Source organism: Arthrobacter sp. TMS2-4 (genome assembly GCF_054511075.1).
In genome coordinates this window covers 1-20,179 of sequence record NZ_JBTNDI010000018.1, presented here as the reverse complement: position 1 = coordinate 20,179, position 20,179 = coordinate 1, and the positions used below count along the sequence as shown (strand labels likewise).

General features: G+C 64.6%; 26 protein-coding genes, 2 pseudogenes and 1 other annotated feature. Of the genes and pseudogenes, 15 read left to right on the top strand and 13 right to left on the bottom strand.

Going from position 1 to position 20,179, the window contains the following annotated elements; genetic code table 11:
* Nucleotides 1–619: 619 nt before the first annotated feature.
* A complete protein-coding gene (locus ACX80F_RS15950; RefSeq protein WP_394253175.1) occupies nucleotides 620–754 on the bottom strand; it encodes a hypothetical protein in 135 nt (44 codons plus the stop codon).
* A 224-nt stretch (nucleotides 755–978) separates the two neighbouring features.
* Between ACX80F_RS15950 and ACX80F_RS15945 the strand changes: the two genes are divergently transcribed.
* The 5 genes from ACX80F_RS15945 to ACX80F_RS15925 all read left to right on the top strand — a co-directional run bounded on the left by ACX80F_RS15945 (nucleotide 979) and on the right by ACX80F_RS15925 (nucleotide 4,832).
* Entirely contained in the window at nucleotides 979–1,551 is a 573-nt protein-coding gene (locus ACX80F_RS15945; protein WP_459337374.1) for a recombinase family protein, read from the top strand.
* Between the two features lie 105 nt (nucleotides 1,552–1,656).
* Nucleotides 1,657–2,355 carry a class I SAM-dependent methyltransferase gene (locus ACX80F_RS15940; protein ID WP_459337373.1) on the top strand — a complete coding sequence of 233 codons (699 nt, stop codon included), beginning with the start codon at nucleotides 1,657–1,659 and terminating at the stop codon, nucleotides 2,353–2,355.
* A gap of 111 nt (nucleotides 2,356–2,466) precedes the next feature.
* The gene (locus ACX80F_RS15935; protein ID WP_459337372.1) at nucleotides 2,467–3,228 is read left to right on the top strand and encodes a phosphotransferase; all 762 of its coding nucleotides are present in this window, start codon (nucleotides 2,467–2,469) and stop codon (nucleotides 3,226–3,228) included.
* 47 nt (nucleotides 3,229–3,275) lie between these two features.
* A complete protein-coding gene (locus ACX80F_RS15930) occupies nucleotides 3,276–3,977 on the top strand; it encodes a class I SAM-dependent methyltransferase (RefSeq protein ID WP_459337371.1) in 702 nt (233 codons plus the stop codon).
* A gap of 63 nt (nucleotides 3,978–4,040) precedes the next feature.
* Nucleotides 4,041–4,832: a phosphotransferase enzyme family protein gene (locus tag ACX80F_RS15925; protein WP_459337370.1), complete on the top strand. Its 792-nt coding sequence runs from the start codon at nucleotides 4,041–4,043 to the stop codon at nucleotides 4,830–4,832.
* Between the two features lie 34 nt (nucleotides 4,833–4,866).
* Here ACX80F_RS15925 and ACX80F_RS15920 read toward each other — a convergent pair whose 3' ends face one another.
* From ACX80F_RS15920 to ACX80F_RS15910, 3 genes are all read right to left on the bottom strand, one after another.
* Nucleotides 4,867–5,430 (bottom strand): GrpB family protein, encoded by a 564-nt coding sequence (locus ACX80F_RS15920; protein WP_459337369.1) that lies wholly within the window; start codon nucleotides 5,428–5,430, stop codon nucleotides 4,867–4,869.
* The gene (locus tag ACX80F_RS15915) at nucleotides 5,423–5,983 is read right to left on the bottom strand and encodes a P-loop NTPase family protein (RefSeq protein WP_459337368.1); all 561 of its coding nucleotides are present in this window, start codon (nucleotides 5,981–5,983) and stop codon (nucleotides 5,423–5,425) included. Before ACX80F_RS15915 ends, ACX80F_RS15920 begins: the two co-directional genes overlap by 8 nt.
* A gap of 75 nt (nucleotides 5,984–6,058) precedes the next feature.
* On the bottom strand, nucleotides 6,059–6,985 hold the full coding sequence (locus ACX80F_RS15910) for an aminoglycoside phosphotransferase family protein (RefSeq protein ID WP_459337367.1): 927 nt from the start codon (nucleotides 6,983–6,985) through the stop codon (nucleotides 6,059–6,061).
* Between the two features lie 101 nt (nucleotides 6,986–7,086).
* Here ACX80F_RS15910 and ACX80F_RS15905 point away from each other — a divergent pair, with 101 nt between their 5' ends.
* Both ACX80F_RS15905 and ACX80F_RS15900 read left to right on the top strand, forming a co-directional pair.
* Entirely contained in the window at nucleotides 7,087–7,533 is a 447-nt protein-coding gene (locus ACX80F_RS15905; protein ID WP_459337366.1) for an NUDIX hydrolase, read from the top strand.
* 54 nt (nucleotides 7,534–7,587) lie between these two features.
* A complete protein-coding gene (locus tag ACX80F_RS15900; protein ID WP_459337365.1) occupies nucleotides 7,588–8,025 on the top strand; it encodes an HIT family protein in 438 nt (145 codons plus the stop codon).
* Here ACX80F_RS15900 and ACX80F_RS15895 read toward each other — a convergent pair.
* Nucleotides 8,018–8,587 carry a GNAT family N-acetyltransferase gene (locus tag ACX80F_RS15895; RefSeq protein WP_459337364.1) on the bottom strand — a complete coding sequence of 190 codons (570 nt, stop codon included), beginning with the start codon at nucleotides 8,585–8,587 and terminating at the stop codon, nucleotides 8,018–8,020. The genes ACX80F_RS15900 and ACX80F_RS15895 overlap by 8 nt on opposite strands.
* Nucleotides 8,588–8,659: 72 nt before the next feature.
* On the opposite strand from ACX80F_RS15895, the gene ACX80F_RS15890 reads away from it, so the two are divergent.
* The 6 genes from ACX80F_RS15890 to ACX80F_RS15865 all read left to right on the top strand — a co-directional run bounded on the left by ACX80F_RS15890 (nucleotide 8,660) and on the right by ACX80F_RS15865 (nucleotide 12,965).
* Nucleotides 8,660–9,184 carry a GNAT family N-acetyltransferase gene (locus ACX80F_RS15890; RefSeq protein ID WP_459337363.1) on the top strand — a complete coding sequence of 175 codons (525 nt, stop codon included), beginning with the start codon at nucleotides 8,660–8,662 and terminating at the stop codon, nucleotides 9,182–9,184.
* Complete coding sequence (locus ACX80F_RS15885) at nucleotides 9,181–9,804, top strand: HAD family hydrolase (RefSeq protein WP_459337362.1); 624 nt, start codon at nucleotides 9,181–9,183, stop codon at nucleotides 9,802–9,804. Before ACX80F_RS15890 ends, ACX80F_RS15885 begins: the two co-directional genes overlap by 4 nt.
* Nucleotides 9,805–9,900: 96 nt before the next feature.
* Nucleotides 9,901–10,422, top strand: a complete 522-nt coding sequence (locus tag ACX80F_RS15880) for a hypothetical protein (protein ID WP_459337361.1) — start codon at nucleotides 9,901–9,903, stop codon at nucleotides 10,420–10,422.
* A 151-nt stretch (nucleotides 10,423–10,573) separates the two neighbouring features.
* On the top strand, nucleotides 10,574–11,140 hold the full coding sequence (locus ACX80F_RS15875) for an RNA polymerase sigma factor (protein ID WP_459337360.1): 567 nt from the start codon (nucleotides 10,574–10,576) through the stop codon (nucleotides 11,138–11,140).
* A complete protein-coding gene (locus ACX80F_RS15870; RefSeq protein WP_459337359.1) occupies nucleotides 11,137–11,952 on the top strand; it encodes a hypothetical protein in 816 nt (271 codons plus the stop codon). Before ACX80F_RS15875 ends, ACX80F_RS15870 begins: the two co-directional genes overlap by 4 nt.
* Before the next feature lie 215 nt (nucleotides 11,953–12,167).
* Entirely contained in the window at nucleotides 12,168–12,965 is a 798-nt protein-coding gene (locus ACX80F_RS15865; RefSeq protein WP_459337358.1) for an ANTAR domain-containing protein, read from the top strand.
* 76 nt (nucleotides 12,966–13,041) lie between these two features.
* Here the strand turns inward: ACX80F_RS15865 and ACX80F_RS15860 are convergent, their stop codons facing one another.
* From ACX80F_RS15860 to ACX80F_RS15825, 8 genes and pseudogenes are all read right to left on the bottom strand, one after another.
* Nucleotides 13,042–13,527 carry a GAF domain-containing protein gene (locus ACX80F_RS15860; RefSeq protein WP_459337357.1) on the bottom strand — a complete coding sequence of 162 codons (486 nt, stop codon included), beginning with the start codon at nucleotides 13,525–13,527 and terminating at the stop codon, nucleotides 13,042–13,044.
* Nucleotides 13,442–13,795 (bottom strand): hypothetical protein, encoded by a 354-nt coding sequence (locus ACX80F_RS15855; RefSeq protein ID WP_459337356.1) that lies wholly within the window; start codon nucleotides 13,793–13,795, stop codon nucleotides 13,442–13,444. The genes ACX80F_RS15860 and ACX80F_RS15855 overlap by 86 nt, the downstream gene beginning before the upstream one ends.
* 401 nt (nucleotides 13,796–14,196) lie before the next feature.
* The gene (locus ACX80F_RS15850; protein WP_459337355.1) at nucleotides 14,197–15,405 is read right to left on the bottom strand and encodes a globin domain-containing protein; all 1,209 of its coding nucleotides are present in this window, start codon (nucleotides 15,403–15,405) and stop codon (nucleotides 14,197–14,199) included.
* Nucleotides 15,406–15,661: 256 nt separating this feature from the next.
* A complete protein-coding gene (locus ACX80F_RS15845; RefSeq protein ID WP_459337354.1) occupies nucleotides 15,662–16,513 on the bottom strand; it encodes a universal stress protein in 852 nt (283 codons plus the stop codon).
* A 175-nt stretch (nucleotides 16,514–16,688) separates the two neighbouring features.
* A complete protein-coding gene (locus tag ACX80F_RS15840) occupies nucleotides 16,689–17,051 on the bottom strand; it encodes a cupin domain-containing protein (protein WP_459337353.1) in 363 nt (120 codons plus the stop codon).
* Between the two features lie 350 nt (nucleotides 17,052–17,401).
* On the bottom strand, nucleotides 17,402–18,880 hold the full coding sequence (locus ACX80F_RS15835; RefSeq protein ID WP_459337352.1) for a glutamine synthetase beta-grasp domain-containing protein: 1,479 nt from the start codon (nucleotides 18,878–18,880) through the stop codon (nucleotides 17,402–17,404).
* Nucleotides 18,881–18,885: 5 nt separating this feature from the next.
* Nucleotides 18,886–19,044: a hypothetical protein gene (locus tag ACX80F_RS15830; RefSeq protein WP_459337351.1), complete on the bottom strand. Its 159-nt coding sequence runs from the start codon at nucleotides 19,042–19,044 to the stop codon at nucleotides 18,886–18,888.
* Nucleotides 19,010–19,252, bottom strand: a pseudogene (locus tag ACX80F_RS15825) (recombinase family protein); the annotation flags it as partial. The gene ACX80F_RS15830 and the pseudogene ACX80F_RS15825, both read right to left, overlap by 35 nt.
* A 98-nt stretch (nucleotides 19,253–19,350) precedes the next feature.
* On the opposite strand from ACX80F_RS15825, the gene ACX80F_RS15820 reads away from it, so the two are divergent.
* Entirely contained in the window at nucleotides 19,351–19,512 is a 162-nt protein-coding gene (locus ACX80F_RS15820) for a hypothetical protein (RefSeq protein WP_459337350.1), read from the top strand.
* Nucleotides 19,513–19,747: 235 nt separating this feature from the next.
* Nucleotides 19,748–20,179, top strand: a pseudogene (locus ACX80F_RS15815) (transposase); the annotation flags it as partial.
* Nucleotides 20,035–20,148 (top strand) — a sequence feature (AL1L pseudoknot). (Overlaps the previous pseudogene by 114 nt.)

Genomic DNA, 20,179 nt, shown 5'->3' with positions numbered 1-20,179 from the left:
CGGCCTCGCGCGCCAACACCCTTGCGGGACTGTGAGCTGCCACCGGAGGATCATTCTCCGCCGAGTGGGCCTCACACGAGGTGCGGCGCACGTCGCAAGATGGCGTAATGCGCCGGGATGCACACTTTGTGCAGTCCGGGCCCAGCAATTATTGATTGATCCGTTGACCGCTTTTCCCTTGACTGGAGGGAGTCCTAGGGTCGAGCAAACGGCACCGAGGGCGGCAGGAGTGCAGGGCGCACCGCCTTGCACTCCTGTTCACATCCGCCCGGCTCGCATAGGGGATCGGCGGGTCAGGAACAGAGCCAATGGACCGGAGCCAGTCTGATGCGGCCGCTGCCGCATACTGTTCGGCGCGTAAGTTAGCTGATCTAACGAGCAAGACCGGTCACGGATTGGCTCGCGAGCGGGACGATTGACCCCGGACGCTCCTACGGCGCTTTCGTGTTGAGGGTGCCGTCGATGAAAATGGTGGCGGGTGTCGACTGGGCCTGGGGGTACTAGGCGGGCATCCTGCGTAGCGTGAGATAGGAGCCGACAGCAAGCAGCGCGCCCACGATGATCGCCCAAAGGGTCAGTCCGAGCGAGCCCCGTCGAGAACCCACTGTCCGACGTGCGGTCAGGCCTGCCGCCAGGTTGTGAGCGCCACTAGCCCCACGAAGGCGAGGCCGAGGCCGATCAAGACGATCGTTTGGACCGCGTTGCCGTACCGCTTGAAGATGGCGGCAAACCAGAAACCGATGATGAAAAACAAGCCGACCCCTCCAAGCGCAAAGAGTATGCGGTCAACAATGCAGTGAATGACCGTTCTTGCGAAGGATCCTTTGATTGGACGACCGGCAGCACGTGGCGGCAGGTCTGGCTCCTTCAGGATCGGCGGGGGAGTGGGCGCCCGCGTCCCGTCCCAACAATGTGTCTCACACCCGCTATTCTCAATAAAGCAGAAGAGGGCCTTTGATGAGTGCGGGAGACGGTAAAATGGGAAGTATCGGGTATGCCAGGGTCAGCACTCTGGAACAGAACGCCCACCTACAGCAGGCAGCACTGAAAGCGGCCGGGTGTGACCGGATCTTCACCGACCACGGAGTGAGCGGGACGCGGGCGAGCCGGCCCGAGCTCGACAAGCTTCTCGATCATCTCCGGAGCGGGGATGAGGTGGTGGTGTGGAAGCTGGACCGGTTGGGGCGCAACACCCGGAACCTGCTGGCTTTGATCGACGACCTCGAACACCGTGGCGTGCACTTCCGCAGCGTCACCGAAGGGATCAGCACCACTGGTCCCATGGGTCGGGCCATGCTGACCGTGATGTCGGCCTTCGCCCAGCTCGAGCGGGATCAACTCGCCGAGCGGACCAGGGCCGGTATGGCCGCGGCCGCCGAACACGGACGAAAGGCCGGCCGACGGGAAATCACCGCCGACCACGCGAACGTCCGACGCGCCCGAGACCTGAAGGCCCAAGGGGTCGCGCCGGCGGACATCGGGAAGATCATCGGAGCCAGCCGGGCGACGGTGTACCGGTATCTCGGGTTGGCGGCCAGCGCAGCGGAGTAGGGCGACACGGTGCGTTTGCGGTGTGCCTGCGGACCCCGGGCGGTGCGTGCTCCGTAGAGTCGGCCGTTACGTCCTGCACGTCACCACCCCCAGGAGCAGCAAGCAGTGAAGGTAGCCCCCTACGATGCGTTCGCTGAGAACTACTCGACCGAGAACGAGTCCAGCCTCATGAACGCCTACTACGAGCGGCCGGCGACCATCGATCTCCTCGGCGACGTGAGCGGTCAGAGAGTCCTGGATGTCGGCTGCGGGGCCGGGCCCCTGTCCGCTGCCCTGACGGCGAAGGGTGCGACGGTGACGGGTTTTGATGCCAGCCCGGCGATGATCGATTTGGCACACCGACGATTAGGCATTGACGCGGACCTGCACGTGGCCGATCTCAGCCAGCCATTGCCGTTCCGGGATGGCGTCTTCGATGCTGCGGCCGCGTCCCTGGTGTTCCACTACCTGCGGGACTGGTCTGCCCCGCTAGCCGAACTGCGGCGCGTCCTGAAACCCGGCGGCCGTCTCGTCCTGTCCGTGAATCATCCCCTGATCTACAAGGTGATCGAGCCGGCGGCCGATTACTTCGCGCTCACGGAGTACTCGGAGGACTACGTCTTCAACGGCCAGCCCGCGACCCTGACCTTCTGGCACCGCCCGCTGCACGCCATGACCGACGCGTTCACCCAGGCCGGATTCCGCGTCACGGTCGTCAGTGAGCCCCCGATCGCACCGGACACGCCCCGGGACCTGCTTCCGCCGCACCTCCGCGACCGTACCGCGTTCGTCGGCTTCATCTTCTTCGCCCTCGAACGCGCCTGACGTCGGCGAATGCGCTCGGGGCATACGCACGTTGGACGGACTGGGCCGCGTTTGCTCGCCGGGTGGTCGTGGCGGGTCGGGGAGATCCATCCCGCGGGCTAGCCTCGAGGGATGGATGACGAGCAGGTCCTTACGGGCGGCAACGCGACCGACGGCGGCGTGGTGCGTGTCGGGGCAACGGTGCGCAAACCCTGGACGTCCTCGACACCGAGCGTCGTCGAGTTCATGGCCGCCATCCGGGGAGCCGGGGTCGACGTCCCGCAGGTTCTCGGCCGAGACGAGCAGGGTCGGCAGGTCACCGAGTTCGTGCCGGGGCCACTCGCCCTCGACGCCGGTCCCCTCACGCACGCCGAACTGCACCGGGTCGGGGCCATGGTCCGGCGGATCCACGACGCGAGCGAAACCTACATTCCGGCCGCTGATGCGTGGTGGACGACGGCTATCCCGGCACCGGGTGCGGAACTCATCTGTCACAACGATCTCGCTCCCTGGAATCTGATTATCGGCGATCGCTGGGTCTTCATCGATTGGGACGCGGCCGCGCCCAGCACCCGGCTCTGGGATCTGGCGTACGCCGCTCAAGCGTTCACGCTCTCCGACACCGGGCAGCCCCCGCGGGAAGCCGCACGGAATCTCGCGGCGTTCATCGATGGGTACGACGCCGACGAGCGTCTGCGCGAAGCACTGCCCGCGGCACTGGGCCGACGCGCCGAAGCCATGTATCACCTCCTGGAAACGGCCCACCGGTCCGGCCGTGAGCCGTGGGGCTCGATGTACGCCGACGGTCACGGCGAGCACTGGCGGGTCGTCACCGACTACGCCAAGCGTCACCACGACCTCTGGGCGGAAACGCTCCTGGCATCCTCCCGGTGACGCTTCGCCATCGGGCACTCATCTGATGCGTGCCTAGACTCGCTCACATGATGGATGTGGTCAGCGGCGCGTACTCGGGGCGGGCAACGGAATACGGGGAGCTCTTCGGCTCAATGGACGCGGTGCACCCGTCCGACCGCCAGCTTGTCTCCGCCTGGGCTGAGGGTATCGAGGGCCCTGTCATCGACGCGGGGTGCGGTCCGGGCCAGTGGACGAACTTTCTTGCCCAGCAGGGGCGTGATGCGCGCGGCGTGGATCTGGTGCCCGAGTTCATCGAGCGTGCACGCCGCACCTATCCGGGCGTGCCCTTCGACGTCGGCAGCCTCGAGGCCCTGGATGTGGCAGCAGCAACGGTCGGCGGGATCCTTGCCTGGTACTCGCTTATCCACCACGAGCCAACCACGATCAGGATTCCCCTCCAGGAATTCAGCCGTGTCCTCAGCCCTGGTGGCGTGCTCCTGATCGGGTTCTTCGAGGGCCCTGTGGTCGAGCAGTTTGCTCATGCCGTGGCTCCGGCGTACCGCTGGCCGGTGACTGACCTCAGCGAAGAACTGATCTCGGCCGGCTTCGAGGTCGCCGAAACCCACACCAGGACGACCGGCGGCCAGCGGCCGCACGCAGCGATCATCGCCCACCGCGCAACCGGGCACTCATCGATCTCGTGCCGGCATGACGAGGGTGTGCACCTGACTGCCCACCCCGCAGCAGCGAATATCTCCACCACCGCTGCCTCTGGAAGGTCCTGGTGATGCACGATGGGTGACTGCGAAATGGAGGCCAAAGTGGTGGAGCATCAGGATCTGGCGGATGAGGTGCTGCTGGCCGGGCAGGGATGGACCGAGGTTTACCGGAAGGGGAACTCTGTCCACCGGCCGGTACGAGCCCACACGGCAACACTTCATCTGTTTCTTGAGCACCTTCACGAGCGGGGCTTCACCGACGCGCCCCTCCCTCAGGGGTACGACATGAAGGGCCGGGAGGTCCTGAGCTATGTCGAGGGCGACGTACCGACCGAGCCTCTGCCGGCGTGGGCCGTGGGGGACGAACAGCTCGTGGGGCTTGCCCGACTGATCCGGCGGGCACATGATGCCGCCGAGGGGTGGAATCCTCCCCCCGATGCGACCTTCGGGGCCATCCCGGGCCCCCCGCAACCGGGGGTCGAGCCATTGTTCAACGAACCGGAACTCGTAGCTCACCAGGACTACTGTCCAGGTAATGTCGTCTTCCGAAACAGCATGCCCGTGGCGTTGATCGACTTCGACCTGGCGAGACCTACGACGCGGGTGGCCGACACCGTCAACGCCCTGTATTGGTGGGCCCCACTCAGTCACCCGCAGGATCGCGGGCCCGCCCTGGCCGACGTCGATGTCCCACACCGGGTCAGGATCTTCGCCGACGCTTACGGGATGAACGCCCTGCAGAGGAGCCAGATCGTCGACGTCGCACTCCGCCGCCAAAGGAACTCCGCCATCACCATGAAAGCAGCAGCGGACTCGGACCCTGTCTTCCGCCGGTGGTGGGACGAAGGGTTGAAGGACAAACTGCCACGGGCAGACAGATGGTTGACCGCGAACGCTGCATCACTGCGGACTGCGCTGAGGTGAGCGCTGACATGAGCCCGTGATCGGCCGCCGTGAACTACGGCATCGTCGTGTTCAGCGCGTAGATCTGTTGTTTCTCCTCGGCGGTGAGGTCTGAGACGGCCAGAATGTCCTGCAGGACAGCAGATTTGCCGGCGATATAGCGGCGGATGTCCATGCCGGGCTCGCTGGCCAGGCGCTGTTTCACCGCGCCGTACCGATCCCGCAGGGCGGGGTGCGCACGCAGTGCCGCCCGGACGGCCAGATGGTTGCGGACGTGCAGAGTGCCGGCCACGCAGAGGTAGACATTGCGGGCCGGTGCCCCATCCGGTGCCTCGAAGGCTTCACGGTCCGTTAGCCCCAGATCCCCGCGGTGGGCGTAACCTGCACTTTCGAGCGCTTCGATGGCGCCAGGCACGACGTCGCGCGCAACGATGACATCGATATCGAGGACGGGTTTCGCCGGCAGGCCGGGGATCGCGGTCGAACCGACGTGCTCAATCGAGGCGACCCGAAGCCCGGCCAAAGCGGTCTCCAGGGCGTTAGCGACGAGGCGGTACTGACGCGCCCAGTCCGGTGAGTAGGGCTCAACGGTGATGCCGTCCCGGTACCGATCAGCCATTAGAGTCGCATCCATTGCGTGCGCCTCGAACGGCCGGTGGCGCGGGGGCGCCTGCCGCGATCCAGCCATCAAGGTCGCGGGGATGCTGGAACGACAAGACCGGTGGCATGGACGGATCAGCCCGGATCCTCTCGATCGCGTGCCGTTTCCGGGTGAAGGTCTTGAAGTGCCAGCCGATAATGGAGTCCCTCGCGAGGACACGGCGGAGGGTCTCGGTGTTGCCGTTGCACACCCGGTCCCTGCCGATGATGCGACGGACGGTCCGGCGGGTGAGGCGTCCGAGGGAGAGCCACCGGGGGTAGTCGAGGAACACGATGAGCTCGGTGCGGGCGAGGATGATGTCCCGCCAGGACGAGTAGGCACTGTCCAGGACCCACCGGTCCTGGGCGGCGATGCCGGCCGCGATCCGGTACTGGTCCTCGATCGGGCGGCCCTTCCAGCCGGGAAGCCACCCCAGATCGTCGTCGGCCGAGAACTCAGGGACACCCGTAAGGACCGAGTAGGCGTGCGCGGCCGAGGTCTTCCCACTGCCGGTCACACCATGGAAAAGCACCCGTTGAGCCGGTCCAGGAATCATGAGATCCACCGTAACCCCCTCAAAGCGCGTCGGAGAGAAGGTGGACGTGGGCTAGTAGGCAGGTAAGCCAGCGAAAGCGGATGCAGAGAAAAGCGGGTCGTTGGTAATCCGAACCAGGGTAGTTCGCCCGAGGCCGCTCATCGTCGGATTCGTTTGCCGGTAGTACCAGACCAATCCCATGGCCTGCTGGAATGCCCAGGCGGCTCCGCGCCGCCATTCCAGCTCACCGCTCGCCAGTTCACCTCGTAGGAGTTCTCGGCGTGGGTGATCGAGCATGTGCCACGCGGCGACGAGATCCAGTGCACGATCGGCAGGACCGAAACCTCCGGCATCGAGCACGCCGACCAGCTGGTCTCCCTCAACGAGGAGGTTGCCGGGTATCAGATCCCCGTGGGTCATCACGGTGGAATCAGCAGCTGGGAGGACCCGGAAGGCTGCCCACAGGTCACGAAGACGATCGACGGGCAACAACCCTTCACTCTGACGGAAGCAGACCTCCATCCACCCGTCGGAATCCTGCAGGTTTCCGCCACGGCCGGCACCCGTGAACGTCCGACCTCGTGTGTCAGCGGCGCGAAGGGAACGGATCAGGGTGGCCAGATCGTGGGCGAATCGGTCAGAGCACTCCAGCCCGTCCGGTGTTGCGACGTCTCCTGGCAGCCAGGTCTGCACGGACCACGGCAGCGGATAGCCGTCACCCGGCGCCCCGATCGCCACGGGGGCTGGTGAGGGGAAGGGACAACACGCTGCGAGCTCGCGCATCGCGGCGGCGTCGCGTGCGAGCTGGTCGTGAACCGCGGATGGGTCGGCTGCGCGGAGCGGGAAGCGCGCTGCTAAACCGGTGCCGATCCGGACGATGGCGTTGACCGTTCCGTCCGTCGTCACGTGCTGCACGCGTTCATCACGCCACTGGGGGAACTGACCGACGATCAGCCGACGAGCCATGTCCTCATCGATGTGCAGCTCATCGTCATGCATTCCCATGAGGTCGACGCTATCCGGTTCTGCGGGCAGCGCCAGCAGGGGCCTTCTGAACGGGGTCGGGCGGGCGCACAGCACGAGGTCCGTAGAGTGAAGCGGTGACCCGTAAAGTCCGGAAAGTTGTTTGCTACGTCGTGCAGGAGGAGCACCTCCTGGTGTTCACCCATGACGCAGTACCGATGACGGATGCCGGCGTGCAAGTGCCCGCCGGCTCCATCGAACCCGGCGAGACCCCGGAGGAAGCCGCGGTCCGCGAACTCTTCGAGGAAACCGGCCGGCGCGGTCACCTGGTACGAGGGATCGGCACTCAGCACTACGATGTACGGCCGAGTCGAGACGAGATCGCCGTACGGCACTACTTCCACCTGAGCATGGAAGACGCTGATGTAACAGAGCGGTGGACGGCGGGAGAAACGGATCCCTCCCACGGTGGAGCGAGCGTCACTTGGACCTGCTGGTGGATGCCACTGGTCAACGCCCATGTGCTCGCCGCAGGTTTCGGCGGCCTCCTCGGCACCATGCTGGAACAAGACACAGCCCCGTAGCGGATCTTCAGCCGCCCACTACCTGCCGGACGGAGCGGATTAGGCTCTCGTCGTATGAGAGCCGAGACGGATGCCTGCATTTTCTGTGACATCGTGCGCGGGGAGACTAAGTCGAACATGGTCTACGAGAACGATGTTGTCGCCGCCTTCATGGACACGAGCCCTGTCACGCCGGGGCATGTACTGGTCATTCCGCGGGAGCACTGCGCCTACCTGGAGGATGTCAGTGTTGAGGTGGGGGCCGAGATGTTCCGGGTCGCCCATCGGCTCGCCCGAGCGCTACGTCGCAGCGGGTTGCGATGCGAGGGAGTGAACATGTTCCTCGCGGACGGCGAGGCCGCGTTCCAGGAAGTGTTCCACTCCCACCTTCATGTGTTCCCGCGGTTCGAGGGGGATTCGTTCCGTATCGACGCCGACTGGCAGCGCGTACCCCTGCAGCAGCTCGAAGGGCCGGCCCAACAGCTCCGCAACGGGCTGGAGCTGCTCAGCTGACGTCTCGGTCGCACACGGTGGAGTACAGGAGCATGTCGCGTCGCTGGCCGGCGATTTCCTGGTGGGATCTGAGCAGTCCCTCACGGAGGTACCCGGCCCGCTCGGCCGTCCTGATGGAGGCTGTGTTCCACGGCTCGATGTAGAGCTCCGTCCGGTGCAGCTCGGGGATCGTCCAGGCGAAGGACGTGACAGCGCGCAGCGCATCGGCGGCAAGGTGCCGGCCCCTGAAAGACGGGGCGATGCCGTAGCCGATCTGCGCGCGGCCGGCGGGCAGCTCGCGCACCCACAGACCGGCGAATCCCGCGCAGCGCCCGTCGATGGTGTCGACGACGGCGAAGGAGAACCCTGCGCCGTCCATGGGCCGGGTCTGCTGCCGGTGAATCCAGTGCTGAGCCTGATCCGGTGTCGCATTCAGGGGCAGCGTCCCCGTCGTGGGGACGTAGGGGTCTTGGGAGAGTTCCATAGCCATGGGTGCGTCCTCGGGACGGAACGCCCGGAGCGTCACGTTCCCGCAGACCGGGTCGACGGCAGGCCACAGGTCAGTGAGATCGGGCAGGTCCATCCTCGGAGTCTGCCAGCATCGCGCCCCCAGGACCGATGGGCCGGTCGTCGGGTCGACCGATAGGTTGGGGGTATGACCCCCACCGTGCTGCATCTGCGGCCTCTGCAGCACGGGGATGCTCATGCCCTGGCCGGCTGGGGCCGGGATGAGCTTTTCTGCCGGCACGCGGGATGGGCCGCGACCTCGCCCGCCACCCTGCACGATTTCTGGGTGCGGCAGGTCGAGGACCCGCCGACCGGCTTGATCCGGTTGGCCGTCGAGAACGCGGACGGTTACCTGGTCGGATACGTGGATCTTCACGGCTCGAACCCCGGCGAGAAGGAGCTCGGGTTCGTCATCGGCCCCTCACCCCGCTGGGGGGCCGGGCTTGGCCGCCGCGCCGCCGAAGCCGGTCTCACCTACGGCTTCAAGGAACTGGGCCTGGACTGTATCTGGGCCGAAGCCCTGGCCGCGAACACCGCGTCCGTGCGGATCCTTCGCTCCCTTCAGATGCAGGAAACAGGGGAGGGCGGGCACGGGGTGTTCCTGGGTGAGGACAGTCACTACCTGCACTTCCGTACGAAACGCGCCGACTGGACGGGAAGCCGAGGACGATGAGGATCCCTGCCGGGGTGCGCGGGGTGGTGTTCGACGTCGGCGAGACACTGGTCGATGAGTCCCGCGGCTGGACGATGCAGGCCAAGCGGGCGGGAGTGACGCCGTTCGCGTTGATGGGGCTCCTGGGCGCGCTGATTGCCCGGGACGAGGACCACCGTCGGGTATGGGATCTATTGGGAGTCGAGCGCCCCGCGGAGCCTCCAACCATCGAACGAGCCGACCTGTACCCGGACGCGCTTGAATGTCTGCGGGCTGCCAGGGACACCGGCCTCGTCGTGGGGATCGCCGGAAACCAGCCACGCGGGGTCGAATCCCAGCTCCACGAGCTCGGCTTCGCTGCGGACTTCATCGCTTCCTCCGCCGCCTGGGGCGTAGCGAAGCCCTCGGCAGTCTTCTTCGCCCGGATTGTTCAAGCCGCACAGCTCGACGCCCGCGAGATCCTGTACGTCGGGGACCGCCTCGACAACGACATCCTGCCCGCGCGGGAAGCCGGTATGCGCACCGCCTTCCTTCGCCGCGGTCCATGGGGATACCTCCACGCCCACCGCCCCGAGGCCGAGCTGGCCGACTTGCGGGTCGGGTCCCTGTCCGAGCTGACGATGGCGTTCACCGAACGCTGAGCAGATTCCAGCAAGGGATCGTCGATCGAACGCCCCGGTCGCGACGACGAGTCGTCAACTGGCTGGCCCACCGGGGTGTGCTGGAGAATCAGCCTCATGACGAGCACAGCGGTTATCGAGCCCTTCACTGTCCAGGTGGGCGGGCAGTCCCGACCCAAGGTCTTGCAGTCGTTGAAGGATGCGGGCGTGCAGTTCAACGCCCATGCGGAGACGCTGCTTGCCCATCCCGCCTTCGATGCCCCCGCGAGTCGGATACTGCGGATCGTGGAACGAACCGTGGGGCAACTTGGCTTCGAGCACGGTGGCGTCCAATCCCAGATCTTTGCCGCCGCGAGGCATCAGGGTCTTGAGCTTTGCCCCTTGGTGACTGGCCCCTACCTCCGGTTGGCGGTGATGGATCAGGCGAACGCACCTGACTCCATCCTGTCCGCAGGTCGCGGCCCAACCGGAGCAATCCACATCGCGTCCGAGCCTGTCAGCGAAAAGGTCGAGTACCCCAAGGGGTTCTACCTTCGCGTCGTGGACGGGCAGCCCTGGCTGCGAGGCTATTGCTGCGATGACACCTACGTATGGTCCCCGGAACAGCGGCTCGCGCTCCTCCTGCCGGATCGCAAATAAGGGACTGCCGCCCGCTGGAGGATCCTCCTGCGGGTCATGGGCTTAGTTGCGAGGATGACCGGTTGAGGGCGCGTCTTACTCAGGGTCGTGCCTGCAGGAATTCGATCGTGTTTGTGCGACACACTTGGGTTGGTGTCGGACAGGTATAGGTATGAGTGATTCTTCACCGCCCTCTGAACGGGCGGATGCGTTCCGGGCACTGTACGAAGCGGTGTACCCCGATGTTCTCCGGTTCGTGCAGCGACGCTCTGACGTCAGTCTTGCTGAGGACGTTGCCGCCGAGGTGTTCGTCGTTGTGTGGCGTCGCTTCGACGACGTCCCGCAAGGAATTGATGGCGCCCGGGCATGGGTGTTCGGGGTTGCGCGCAACATCCTGCTGAACGCCCACCGTGGTGAGCGGCGCCGCGAAGCACTCGGCGTCCGGCTGGCGAGCATCACCGACACCCATCACGAGGACTCTCATGATGACTCGGTAGCCAGCCGCGTAGACCTGAACCGTGCGTGGCATTGCCTGCCCGAGGTACATCAGGAGGTCCTTGGCCTATCCATCTTCGAGGACCTAGCGGCGCCGCATGCTGCCGCGGTACTTGGCATCTCCCCGGTAGCGTTCCGCGTCCGCCTCAGCCGTGCCCGTAGGGCGCTACGGCTGCTCCTCGATCATCTCCCCGCTTCCGCTGGTCCTAGTGCACCAATATCTGAAAGGACGGCCACATCATGACACCCCGCCACCACACCCACGCGCTGCTCAAGAGCATGGACGCAGCCCACGACGCACCGCCGGCCAATGCACACAGAGCCCAGATGGACCTCGAGCGCATCATCGCTCAGAGCCCCACAGGTTCCCGGCACAACGTACCGTCCGCAGCGCCGAAGGTGACCCGGCAGCCGGCTGCCCGGGCATCTCGTGCTCACCGCGGCCTCGTGATCGGCGGGTTGGTAGCCGCTGCAACCACTGCCCTTCTCGTCGTTCCCGCCCTGACAGCAGGCGACCCAGCCTTTGCAACATGGACTGCCTCGCCTACCCCTTTGACCGGCTCCGACCTGGAAGAAGCGGATGCTGAATGCCGGTCTGCGAGAACCGTCGGAGACGACGTGGTCGATACGGTCGAGGTCGCCATCGCCGAGCGACGAGGAGCCTGGGTGACCGTCATCCTGACAGGCGCTGACGGCTACGAAGCTACTTGCATCACCGACGCTTCCGCCCTTATCCGCGGCGGAAACATGGTCGGCTCATCCGGTCGCCCAACTGCCGCCGATCCCGCTCCTCGCGCCCTGAAAGCGACACAGCTCGGTGTGGGACAGGTTTCCGACGATGGCCCGCTCTCGATGGCATCAGGACGCGCCGGCTCCGACGTCACCGGCATCACCTACACGAGCATCGAAGGAGACGAAGTCATCGCAACCGTTTCCAAAGGTCACTTCGCCTTCTGGCTGCCTGGCGACGAATTCGACACCACAGCTGACGCAGGCCTGCCCGTGATCGTGACCTATACAGACGGGACCACCGAAGCACAGAGCCTCAACTTCTAAGCACTCAGCAACTACGTAGCTATGCCCGCATGCCCATCGCCTACTGGTGGATTGCGTGAACTCAATCCTTCGGGCCCCACTCGCGGCCTGACGGTGGAGCTCTTTGACCGCGACGCGGCACGGCATGCCGTGCCCGTACCCTTGGGGTGGCTCCGTCTCTCTGGTGGCGGGGTCCGCATGTGTTGTTTCGGACCAGGAGAATTAAGAGGCTTATCGTGCCGGATGAACGGGAGCTTGCCCGCGAAGTCGAGCAAGACACTGTGACCGCACTGCTGCAGGACCTGGTGATGGAAAGCGATGACGTCCAGGAGTTCCTGACCGGCCTGGTGACCATCGCCTCCGAAGCTTTCTCCGGCGCGTACGGGGAGGTGCTCTGCGGGGTGACGCTGCTCCGGCCGCACTCCATGGTGACGGTCGCCAGCAGCAGCGAGGAAGCTCAGCGGATGGATGAGATCCAGTACGGTTTCGATGACGGTCCGTGTTTGCGTGCCGCCCGCGAGGGAGAAACCGTGCATATCGCTGACTTCCTGACAGAGACCCGTTTCCCGGAGTACAGGAAGGCCATCGCGGCCAACGGTATCCGTTCCGCGTTGGGTGTCCCGATCAGACTCGATGCGGGAGCCAGTGCGGGTCTGGATTTCTACTCCACCGAAGCGCATACCTTCGACGAGAAGGCGATCGCGGTCGCGGAAGGACTCGCCCGTGATGCCTCGCGGTCGCTGCGCCTTGCGGTGCGGATCGCGCACCTCGGCGAGGAGGCGCGAAACCGCCAGACGGCGATGGAGTCTCGTACCGCCATTGATATGGCGGTCGGCGCGATCATGGCGCAGAACCGGTGCGGGCAGGACGAAGCCATCGGCATCCTGCGGCGGGCATCAAACTCCAGAAATGTGAAGCTCAAGGACCTCTCCGAAGGCATCCTAACCTCCCTCGGTCACACGGGCCCGATCCGGACCCACTTCACCTCAACTCCGTCCGGTCCGCCAGAGCAGTCCCACTCCCAGTCAGAGTAACCTGAGCAGCTTCAGTAATCGGAGCAGAAGCAGCACCAGGGGCACCTGCTGGGCGTCCCGGCAGGACTGATAGTAATCAGTCGTTGATCTCGTTCTCCACGAGTCTGGCCAGTGTGCGCAGGAACCGCCCGTCCTTGGAGGAGAAGTCACGTGGTTCCTGATCGATGACGCAGAGCGCGCCGACGGTCCACCCGCCAGGGCCCCGCAGTGGATAGCCGGCGTAGAAGCGGATCAAGGGATCGCCGGTCACCAGGGGGTTGGTGCTGAACCGATCGTCTTTGAGTGCGTCCTTGATGATCAGAGGCCCGGCGCTGCGGATCGTCGTATGACAGAACGTGACGTCCCGTGGTAGGTCCTGCGCCACCGGTCCGAGCACCGATTTAAGGAACATGTGCCGGTCATCGAGCAGGGCGATGGTCGAGGAGCTGACCTGGAAGTAGTCCCTGGCTTGCTGCGTGTATCGGTCGAACCGGTCCTCAGGGGGGGGAGTCGAGCAGCTGGGTTCGCTCCACGGCGGCCAGGCGTTCGCCCTCCTGCTCCTCGGCGTTGAACAGGAACGCACCGGCAGCGCCGAGCTCGCGCCGGGAGTCCCCGCCCGATTGCGCCACCGCATCGTCGACGTCGACCGGCACCCGGATCTGCACCGGTGTCAGCTCGAGTAACTCATTTGTGGCGCCAGCCACCAGGTTCCGCTCACTCGATGGCAGAGACAACAAGCTGGATAGATAGGCGTGCAACTCAAAGGCGGAGGTCGCACCTCCCAGCCCGTAATACCGAACCCATAGATCATCGATGCTCAGATTCGCTTCTGCCAGGGCGAAAGTAATCATCCTGATCTGTACATGCCCATCCATCAGCGCCTCACACCCTTCCCCCTCGTCATCTCATTGGCCCTCGAGCGAGGTGCGGCTGAGACCAGAATAATCAGTACCCTTAGTAGTCAGAGTCTACCCGTCTCCCATCAGGGGTCGACGACTCAAGGACGACGTACCTGGCTCTGTCCGGTTCATGTGGCTCTGAGAGGACGGGCTGTTTCCAGCCTCCAGCGCGACTCTCGGGGGTCATTGGGGGCGGCCGAGGATGATTCCCGAAGAGTTCCTGCGTTTGTCGAAGTGACTTGATCATTCGCAATGGAAGGACCTCCGCTATGCGCAAGGTTGTTGTGTGCCTGGTGGGTGCCTACGACTCGGGCAGTGGTGTGGAGCCCGCCGTGAGCCGTCGGCTCGTCCCGTTACTGAAAATCCGCGAGCCATAGGTCGGGTCCGAACACTTCGTACTGGATGTCCTGGGCGGGTATGCCGCGGCCAATGAGGGAGCTGCGGACGGCTTGCATGAAGACCAGCGGGCCGCACAGGTAGTATTCGGCGTCGGCTGGAAGGTTCATGGTGCTGACGTCCATGAAGCCCACCAATTCATCCTCAACGACCAGGGTTGGTTCTGAGGGTTCGACGAACCAGGTGAGCATGGAGGCGTCGGGGAGTTGCGCGAGGTCCGCCTGGACCTGGCCACGCAGGGCGAAGGTGTCGGCGGAGTTATCGGCATGCAGCAGCATCACCTGTCGTTGGGAGCCGGATTGCACGAGGTGAGAGAGCATGCCGGCCATGGGTGTGATACCGATGCCGGCGCTGGCGAAGACGATGGGCCGGTCCGTGGTTGTTGTGACGACGTCGCCGGAGGGAACGGAGAGAACCATTTCGTCGCCAACGTTCACGCTCTTATGAAGCAGGTTGGAGACTTCCCCGTCGGGTGTCGACAGTCCGTGGACGCGTTTGACGGAGAACTGGCGGTGGTGCCCGTCATCTGCCCGGGTCAGGCTGTACTGGCGCGGCTGGTGGATGCCGTCGGGCATGAGCACTTTCACGGTGACGTACTGGCCGGGCAGTGAGGGTTTGACGTCACGCTCGTCAGTGCGTTCGACCACGAAGGTCACGACGTCGTCCGTCTCTTGGATCTTCTCCACGACACGCCAGGTCCGCCAAATGGTCTCGGGGGCAAGATTGAGCGCCCCGTACATGACGCGTTCCTTGTTGATCAGGACATTAGCCATCAGCCAGTAGACCTCGTCCCAGGCTGCCGCGACCTCTTGCGTGACAGCGTCGCCGAGCACGTCAACGATTGCCCACATCAGATGATCGTGAACGATCTGGTACTGGTCAGGCCGCAAACCCAGCGACACGTGCTTGTGGGAAATGCGGGCCAGGAGATGATCGGGCATCTCATCCGGTGTGTTGATCAGGAAGCCCGCGAAAGCAGCGACGGAACCGGCCAGAGCCTGCTGCTGACGCCCATCAGCCTGATTACCCCGGTTGAACAGCCCGTCCATGAGTTCAGGGCGTTCAGCGAACATGTGCGCGTAGAAACGCTCCGCAATGTCTTTGATGTTCTCACCCACGACGGGCAAGGTGGCCTGGATGACGGGGCGGGACGTGTCGGAAAGCATGATCGGGCTCCTAAAGAGGTGGGTTTCGGGTCAGTAGTGCCGCCGTGAGTACCCGTGTGGTGTCGACCAAGTCCGCTAATTTTCTGCGGCGAGGAGAACAGATTCCCTGGCGCCGCCACCACGAATGGTGACGGGGACCCCGGAGAATCAGGGTCCAACTGCCTAACGGGTCGAGCTCGAAGCGGCTCGTCACGGGTTCTGATGTATGTCACGACGCCACAGCAGTGGACAATTTGTCCTCGAATCGACGGGGAAACTAGCGGACGATGATGACGTTGCCCGTGGCGTGGTGCAGGACGGCGTGGACGGTGGAGCCGAGTCGGGCGCCGAGGGTGTTGCGGCCTTTTGCCCCGAGCACGACGCAGGACGCGGTGCGAGCCCGTTCGACGATCGCCCCTGGTGTCGAGGTGGCTGTTGTCGCTTCCTCCGCGATGGTGAGTTTCGTGTCGGTCGGCAGCAGGTTCAGGGATTGCTGGATGATGGGGTCGCGTTCGGAGTCGGCGGCGACCTCCGCGGCGACATCGGCCAGGTGCCTGCGGTAGGGGAGTACGTGGAGGAGGTGAAGGGACTGATTCAGGGTTTCTGCCAGGTCCGCAGCCTGAAGCACGGCGCGGTCGCTTTCGGGTGATCCATCGACGGCGACCAGGACATTGCCCTCAGCGGGTTGATCTTCGCGCACGACCATGATCGGGCAGAATGCACTTGCTGCAAGGTGCAGGCTGACGGACCCTACAAGCAATCCCGCGAAACCGCCCAAACCGCGGGTTCCCGTGACCAGCAACGATGCATCTGCTGACAGCTTGGTCAGCACGTCGGCCGGGAAGCCGGTGAGGAGGCGGTGCGTCATCTCGACGTGGGGCGCGACGTGTGCTGCGAGCTCAAGGCCTTCAGAAACCATTTTCTCAGCTGCGTTCTGCAGACCGCTGTCCTTGATGCCCTCGATTGGGCCGAGGTCGTCGGTGAAGAGTGGCCATGGTGTGCAGTGGGCGACAAGCAGAGGTAGTCCGGTCACTGAGGCATGCTGGGCCGCCCAGCGTACTGCTCGCTGGGATCCGTCGGAGCCGTCGTATCCGACGATGACCGGTTTGGGTGAAGTGCTGGTGTTCATGTGGGTACTCCTACGTCGGGTAGCTGCAGTGCTTAGGTGAGATTTCACGTGCCGCGTCCGATACCAGCTAGCTACCCCTAGTGTGCACCCTGTCCGTCGCTACATTGTGCAGCAGGCGGTGAAGGGCGATGATGACCGCACGGAGTGCGTGCAGAGCCGACGCACGTCACCTAGATCAGGAGGAGTGCTTCCCGGCGGGGCTGGCCCCGTGGCTGTCGCCGGCTTGGCTAGTGACCGTCGTGAGCAGGAACACGGAATCCTCCAACGCCTCCACGCCGTGGCGCACATGAGTCAGAGCGACGATCTCCCCGGTGGCCACCTCGGATTGGTCCTGACCGGTAACACGCACCCGTCCATGGAGAAGATACATACTCGCAGCAGGTGGCGAGTTGTGCTCGGCGAGAACCTGGCCCGCCTTAAGCCCAAGAATGGTCTGACGCAGCGGCCCGTCATGAACGAGGATCGTGGCGGACCTGCCCTTATCGGTAGTCGCGGCTTCCTGCAGGGCCTTCGCCGCGGCCATCTCAACATTGGGCATAACGCCTCCTGCAAGTCGTTGTAATCTCGGATACCGCTGGTAGGAGCAACCTTACGGGCACACTCAGCAACACGCAGCCACTCCACCGTCTACCCTTCCCGTTCCGGACGCGCACCTGAACAACGGGACTGCTAGTCGCAGCGATATGGCGGGATTTAGCAACGCGGGGGCGGACTCGTGTGGGTCGCAGCGATAAGTGGCCACCTCTTTGCGTAGATAAATAACGCGCCCCGTTCGTAAGCCGAACATTCACAGACCAAGAGGCGTCAACATCGCGGCAATGGCTCCGTGGGCCATGCTGACAACCGATTACGGCCTGCTGACGCTACTCAGTAGGACGCCCTGCGAGCTCAGCCAACGTGCCAGTAACGGCGAATGAGCTCCTCACGACTAGCTTCATCCTTCGCAAGCTCCCCGTCCAGCGTGGCGTCGTCGGCGTCGCGTAAGCCCACAAGCAAAGCGTCGATGAGGGCACCGGGGAAAACCCCGTTGGCCTCGAACATTTCGCGCTCTGCCTCGAGCACGTCAGCCGACTCCGCGCACGAGGTAGGCAGTTGTTCGAAGTCGTCGTGGTTAGCGGTGCTGAGCCGCTCGGCCAGCTCCAGGCTGCCCGGATCAGTCAGCCCGCGCTTCGCCGCGACGGCCATCCCCGCCAATAGCAAGTGCACGTCGGCCGAGCCGTCCCCGAGCCGGAGCTCGACGGTTTGGGGGTGCATGGCGGGTTCAGGAGCGGGCTCGGTGCTGCCAGGGTTGGCATGGGCAACCATTCCGGCCAGCACATCCCTGCTCCACGCCAGCGGGACCCGGACCAGACCGGTGCGGTCTCGCTCACCCCAGCAGATACCCTCGGGCGATTCATCACCGTCGGTAAACCGCAGGTAGGACGTTGGGACCGTGTTACCGAACGCGGTCAGCGCCCGGGCCGCCGAGAGGTAACCGGCGATCAGCCGACGCCCCGTGTCGTTGATCTCCTCCTTGCCAACAATGGCGCTGGCGCCCTCGTGTACCAGCCGGCTGTGGATGTGCAGGCCGTTTCCCGCACCCTTGCCACTCACCGACGGGGCGAAGGTCACCTCGAGCCCGTGGGCATGGGCGACCTCGCGCACCACCCACTTCGCCAGGACGAGGTTGTCGGCTGCCTGCTCCAAGGGCACGGGTTGAAGCTCGATCTCGTGCTGGACCAGCTGCCGGTCGTCCTCGAGGATGTTGCCAACCTCGCCGTGGGCGTATTTCAACGACACCCCCATGGCGCAGAGGTGACCCAGCACCTGCTCCCGGATTTTCTCGCCTTTGGAGAAGGGTCCCGACTCCTGATAGCCGCGCTCCTCCTCCACGGGGTAGATGCGCTCGGGCTCGTCGACGAGGTAGTACTCCAACTCGCCGAAGGCCTCGAGCGTCATGCCGGTCTCCTGCGTCAGCACCTCGGCAGCACGGCGCACAACCTGCTCGCGCGCGTAGGGCAGCGGCTTTCCGAATTCGTCGTAGAAGGAGCACAACACATCCAGCGAGGACCGCTCCCCGAAGGGATTGACGAAGGCGGTGCGGTGACGCGGAACGATGTAAACGTCACTGCTACCGGTATCAGTGCCGGTAAAGACACTCGAGCCATCCACACGCTCACCTCGTGTCAGCACCTCGATAAGGTGCTCACGCGAATTGATCGGAAAAGCCAGAGTCTTAAGGCGCCCGTCGCCGCCAACGTAGCGCAGGTTCACCTGGTGTAGCCCTAATTGTTCGACCGCCCGCACGAGGTCGCCGCCGGTGAACTCCGCCGACGGCTTGCCGAGCAGACGGACGATCGGATGAGGTTCGAACGCATCGACGGCCATACTCTTTAACTACCAGTGCCAAGACGCGTTCCACCAGCACCACCTTCATCGATCGGCGGTAGTCTCCCGCCGGCCGGCTTTCGCCCGCGTTCGGCGGCCGCGGCCACGCCTGCCCTGGTCCGCTCGGCGAGCTGGTCGCGCTCGAGCTGCGCGAACGCGAACATTATGGTGAGCATCGCCCGTCCCATGAAACCGGTGGTGCTGATCCTCGGTGATGCTGCGGAAATACACTCCCCGCTGCTCGAGGTCATCGATCAGGACCAACAGGTTCCGAGTTTTCCGTCCTGACCGGTCCAACTTCCACACCACCACCTCATCCCCCGCCCGGAGATGATCAAGGAGCTTTTCCAGCTCGGGCCGACTCGCCCACATCCCGCTCACCCCGTGGTCGGTGAAAATCCGGCCGCATCCGCCGCTGTGAGCGCTGCGTGCTCCAGATCAGCGTTCTGCTCCAGCGTACTGACCCTCGCATGCCCGATACTTCCCATTCCAATCCCTCGGCGGGACGGATAGACGAGGGATTAATCCCGGACGGCAGCTGCGGCTTTCATCCCAACGGGCTGATACCCATATTCAACACCGGCCACATCCATGCGGCGCTGTTCTTCGTTGAGTCGATGATGACCGGATAGGTGCTCACAGTCGGTGTGTATTTGCCGATAGTCGGAGATGGCTGTGCGCCATACGCCTCCTGCCCCCCATCAGAGAGTGATTTCGCCTTGCATGCTGGCACCTCTAACGTCATCGAACGGCACAACGTCCGAATAAGTGGTCGATCCGACGGGCCGGTGCTCTTGTTCGCGCATGGGTTCGGCTGTGACCAGTGTCGCGTACCGGGGTTGATGGAGGCTTTCATTCCACGGAAGGATGAGAGTCATGGCAGCACCGAGGAAGTACCCGGAGGAGCTTCGGGAGCGAGCGATCCGTATGGGGGTCGATGCGCGGCGTGATCCGGCGACGAGGCCGGGGGCGCTCAAGCGGGTGGGTGAGCAGCTGGGGATCAATCCGGAGACGTTGCGGAACTGGGTGACGCAGGCGGAGATCGATGCCGGCGCCCGGCCCGGAACGACGACCAGCGACGCCGAACGGCTCGCCGAGCTCGAGCGTGAGGTCAAGGAGCTGCGCCGGGCGAATGCGATCTTGAAGTCGGCGTCGGCTTTCTTCGCGGCGGAGCTCGACCGCCCACATAGCAGGTAGTCGCTTACGTCGAGGCCAACCGGGAGAAGTTCGGGGTCGAGCCGATCTGCGCGGCGTTGCAGGTCGCCCCGAGCACCTACTACGCGGCCAGAGCGCGCCCGC

Bases quoted from the DNA above. Each gene is read 5' to 3' on its own strand.
- ACX80F_RS15945 (WP_459337374.1), top strand. From the start codon at position 979: ATGGGAAGTATCGGGTATGCCAGGGTCAGCACTCTGGAACAGAACGCC.
- ACX80F_RS15935 (WP_459337372.1), top strand. From the start codon at position 2,467: ATGGATGACGAGCAGGTCCTTACGGGCGGCAACGCGACCGACGGCGGC.
- ACX80F_RS15930 (WP_459337371.1), top strand. From the start codon at position 3,276: ATGATGGATGTGGTCAGCGGCGCGTACTCGGGGCGGGCAACGGAATAC.
- ACX80F_RS15920 (WP_459337369.1), bottom strand. From the start codon at position 5,430: ATGGCTGATCGGTACCGGGACGGCATCACCGTTGAGCCCTACTCACCG.
- ACX80F_RS15910 (WP_459337367.1), bottom strand. From the start codon at position 6,985: ATGCATGACGATGAGCTGCACATCGATGAGGACATGGCTCGTCGGCTG.
- ACX80F_RS15900 (WP_459337365.1), top strand. From the start codon at position 7,588: ATGAGAGCCGAGACGGATGCCTGCATTTTCTGTGACATCGTGCGCGGG.
- ACX80F_RS15895 (WP_459337364.1), bottom strand. From the start codon at position 8,587: ATGGACCTGCCCGATCTCACTGACCTGTGGCCTGCCGTCGACCCGGTC.
- ACX80F_RS15890 (WP_459337363.1), top strand. From the start codon at position 8,660: ATGACCCCCACCGTGCTGCATCTGCGGCCTCTGCAGCACGGGGATGCT.
- ACX80F_RS15885 (WP_459337362.1), top strand. From the start codon at position 9,181: ATGAGGATCCCTGCCGGGGTGCGCGGGGTGGTGTTCGACGTCGGCGAG.
- ACX80F_RS15880 (WP_459337361.1), top strand. From the start codon at position 9,901: ATGACGAGCACAGCGGTTATCGAGCCCTTCACTGTCCAGGTGGGCGGG.
- ACX80F_RS15875 (WP_459337360.1), top strand. From the start codon at position 10,574: ATGAGTGATTCTTCACCGCCCTCTGAACGGGCGGATGCGTTCCGGGCA.
- ACX80F_RS15870 (WP_459337359.1), top strand. From the start codon at position 11,137: ATGACACCCCGCCACCACACCCACGCGCTGCTCAAGAGCATGGACGCA.
- ACX80F_RS15855 (WP_459337356.1), bottom strand. From the start codon at position 13,795: ATGATTACTTTCGCCCTGGCAGAAGCGAATCTGAGCATCGATGATCTA.
- ACX80F_RS15850 (WP_459337355.1), bottom strand. From the start codon at position 15,405: ATGCTTTCCGACACGTCCCGCCCCGTCATCCAGGCCACCTTGCCCGTC.
- ACX80F_RS15845 (WP_459337354.1), bottom strand. From the start codon at position 16,513: ATGAACACCAGCACTTCACCCAAACCGGTCATCGTCGGATACGACGGC.
- ACX80F_RS15840 (WP_459337353.1), bottom strand. From the start codon at position 17,051: ATGCCCAATGTTGAGATGGCCGCGGCGAAGGCCCTGCAGGAAGCCGCG.
- ACX80F_RS15835 (WP_459337352.1), bottom strand. From the start codon at position 18,880: ATGGCCGTCGATGCGTTCGAACCTCATCCGATCGTCCGTCTGCTCGGC.
- ACX80F_RS15830 (WP_459337351.1), bottom strand. From the start codon at position 19,044: ATGTTCGCGTTCGCGCAGCTCGAGCGCGACCAGCTCGCCGAGCGGACC.
- ACX80F_RS15820 (WP_459337350.1), top strand. From the start codon at position 19,351: ATGCCCGATACTTCCCATTCCAATCCCTCGGCGGGACGGATAGACGAG.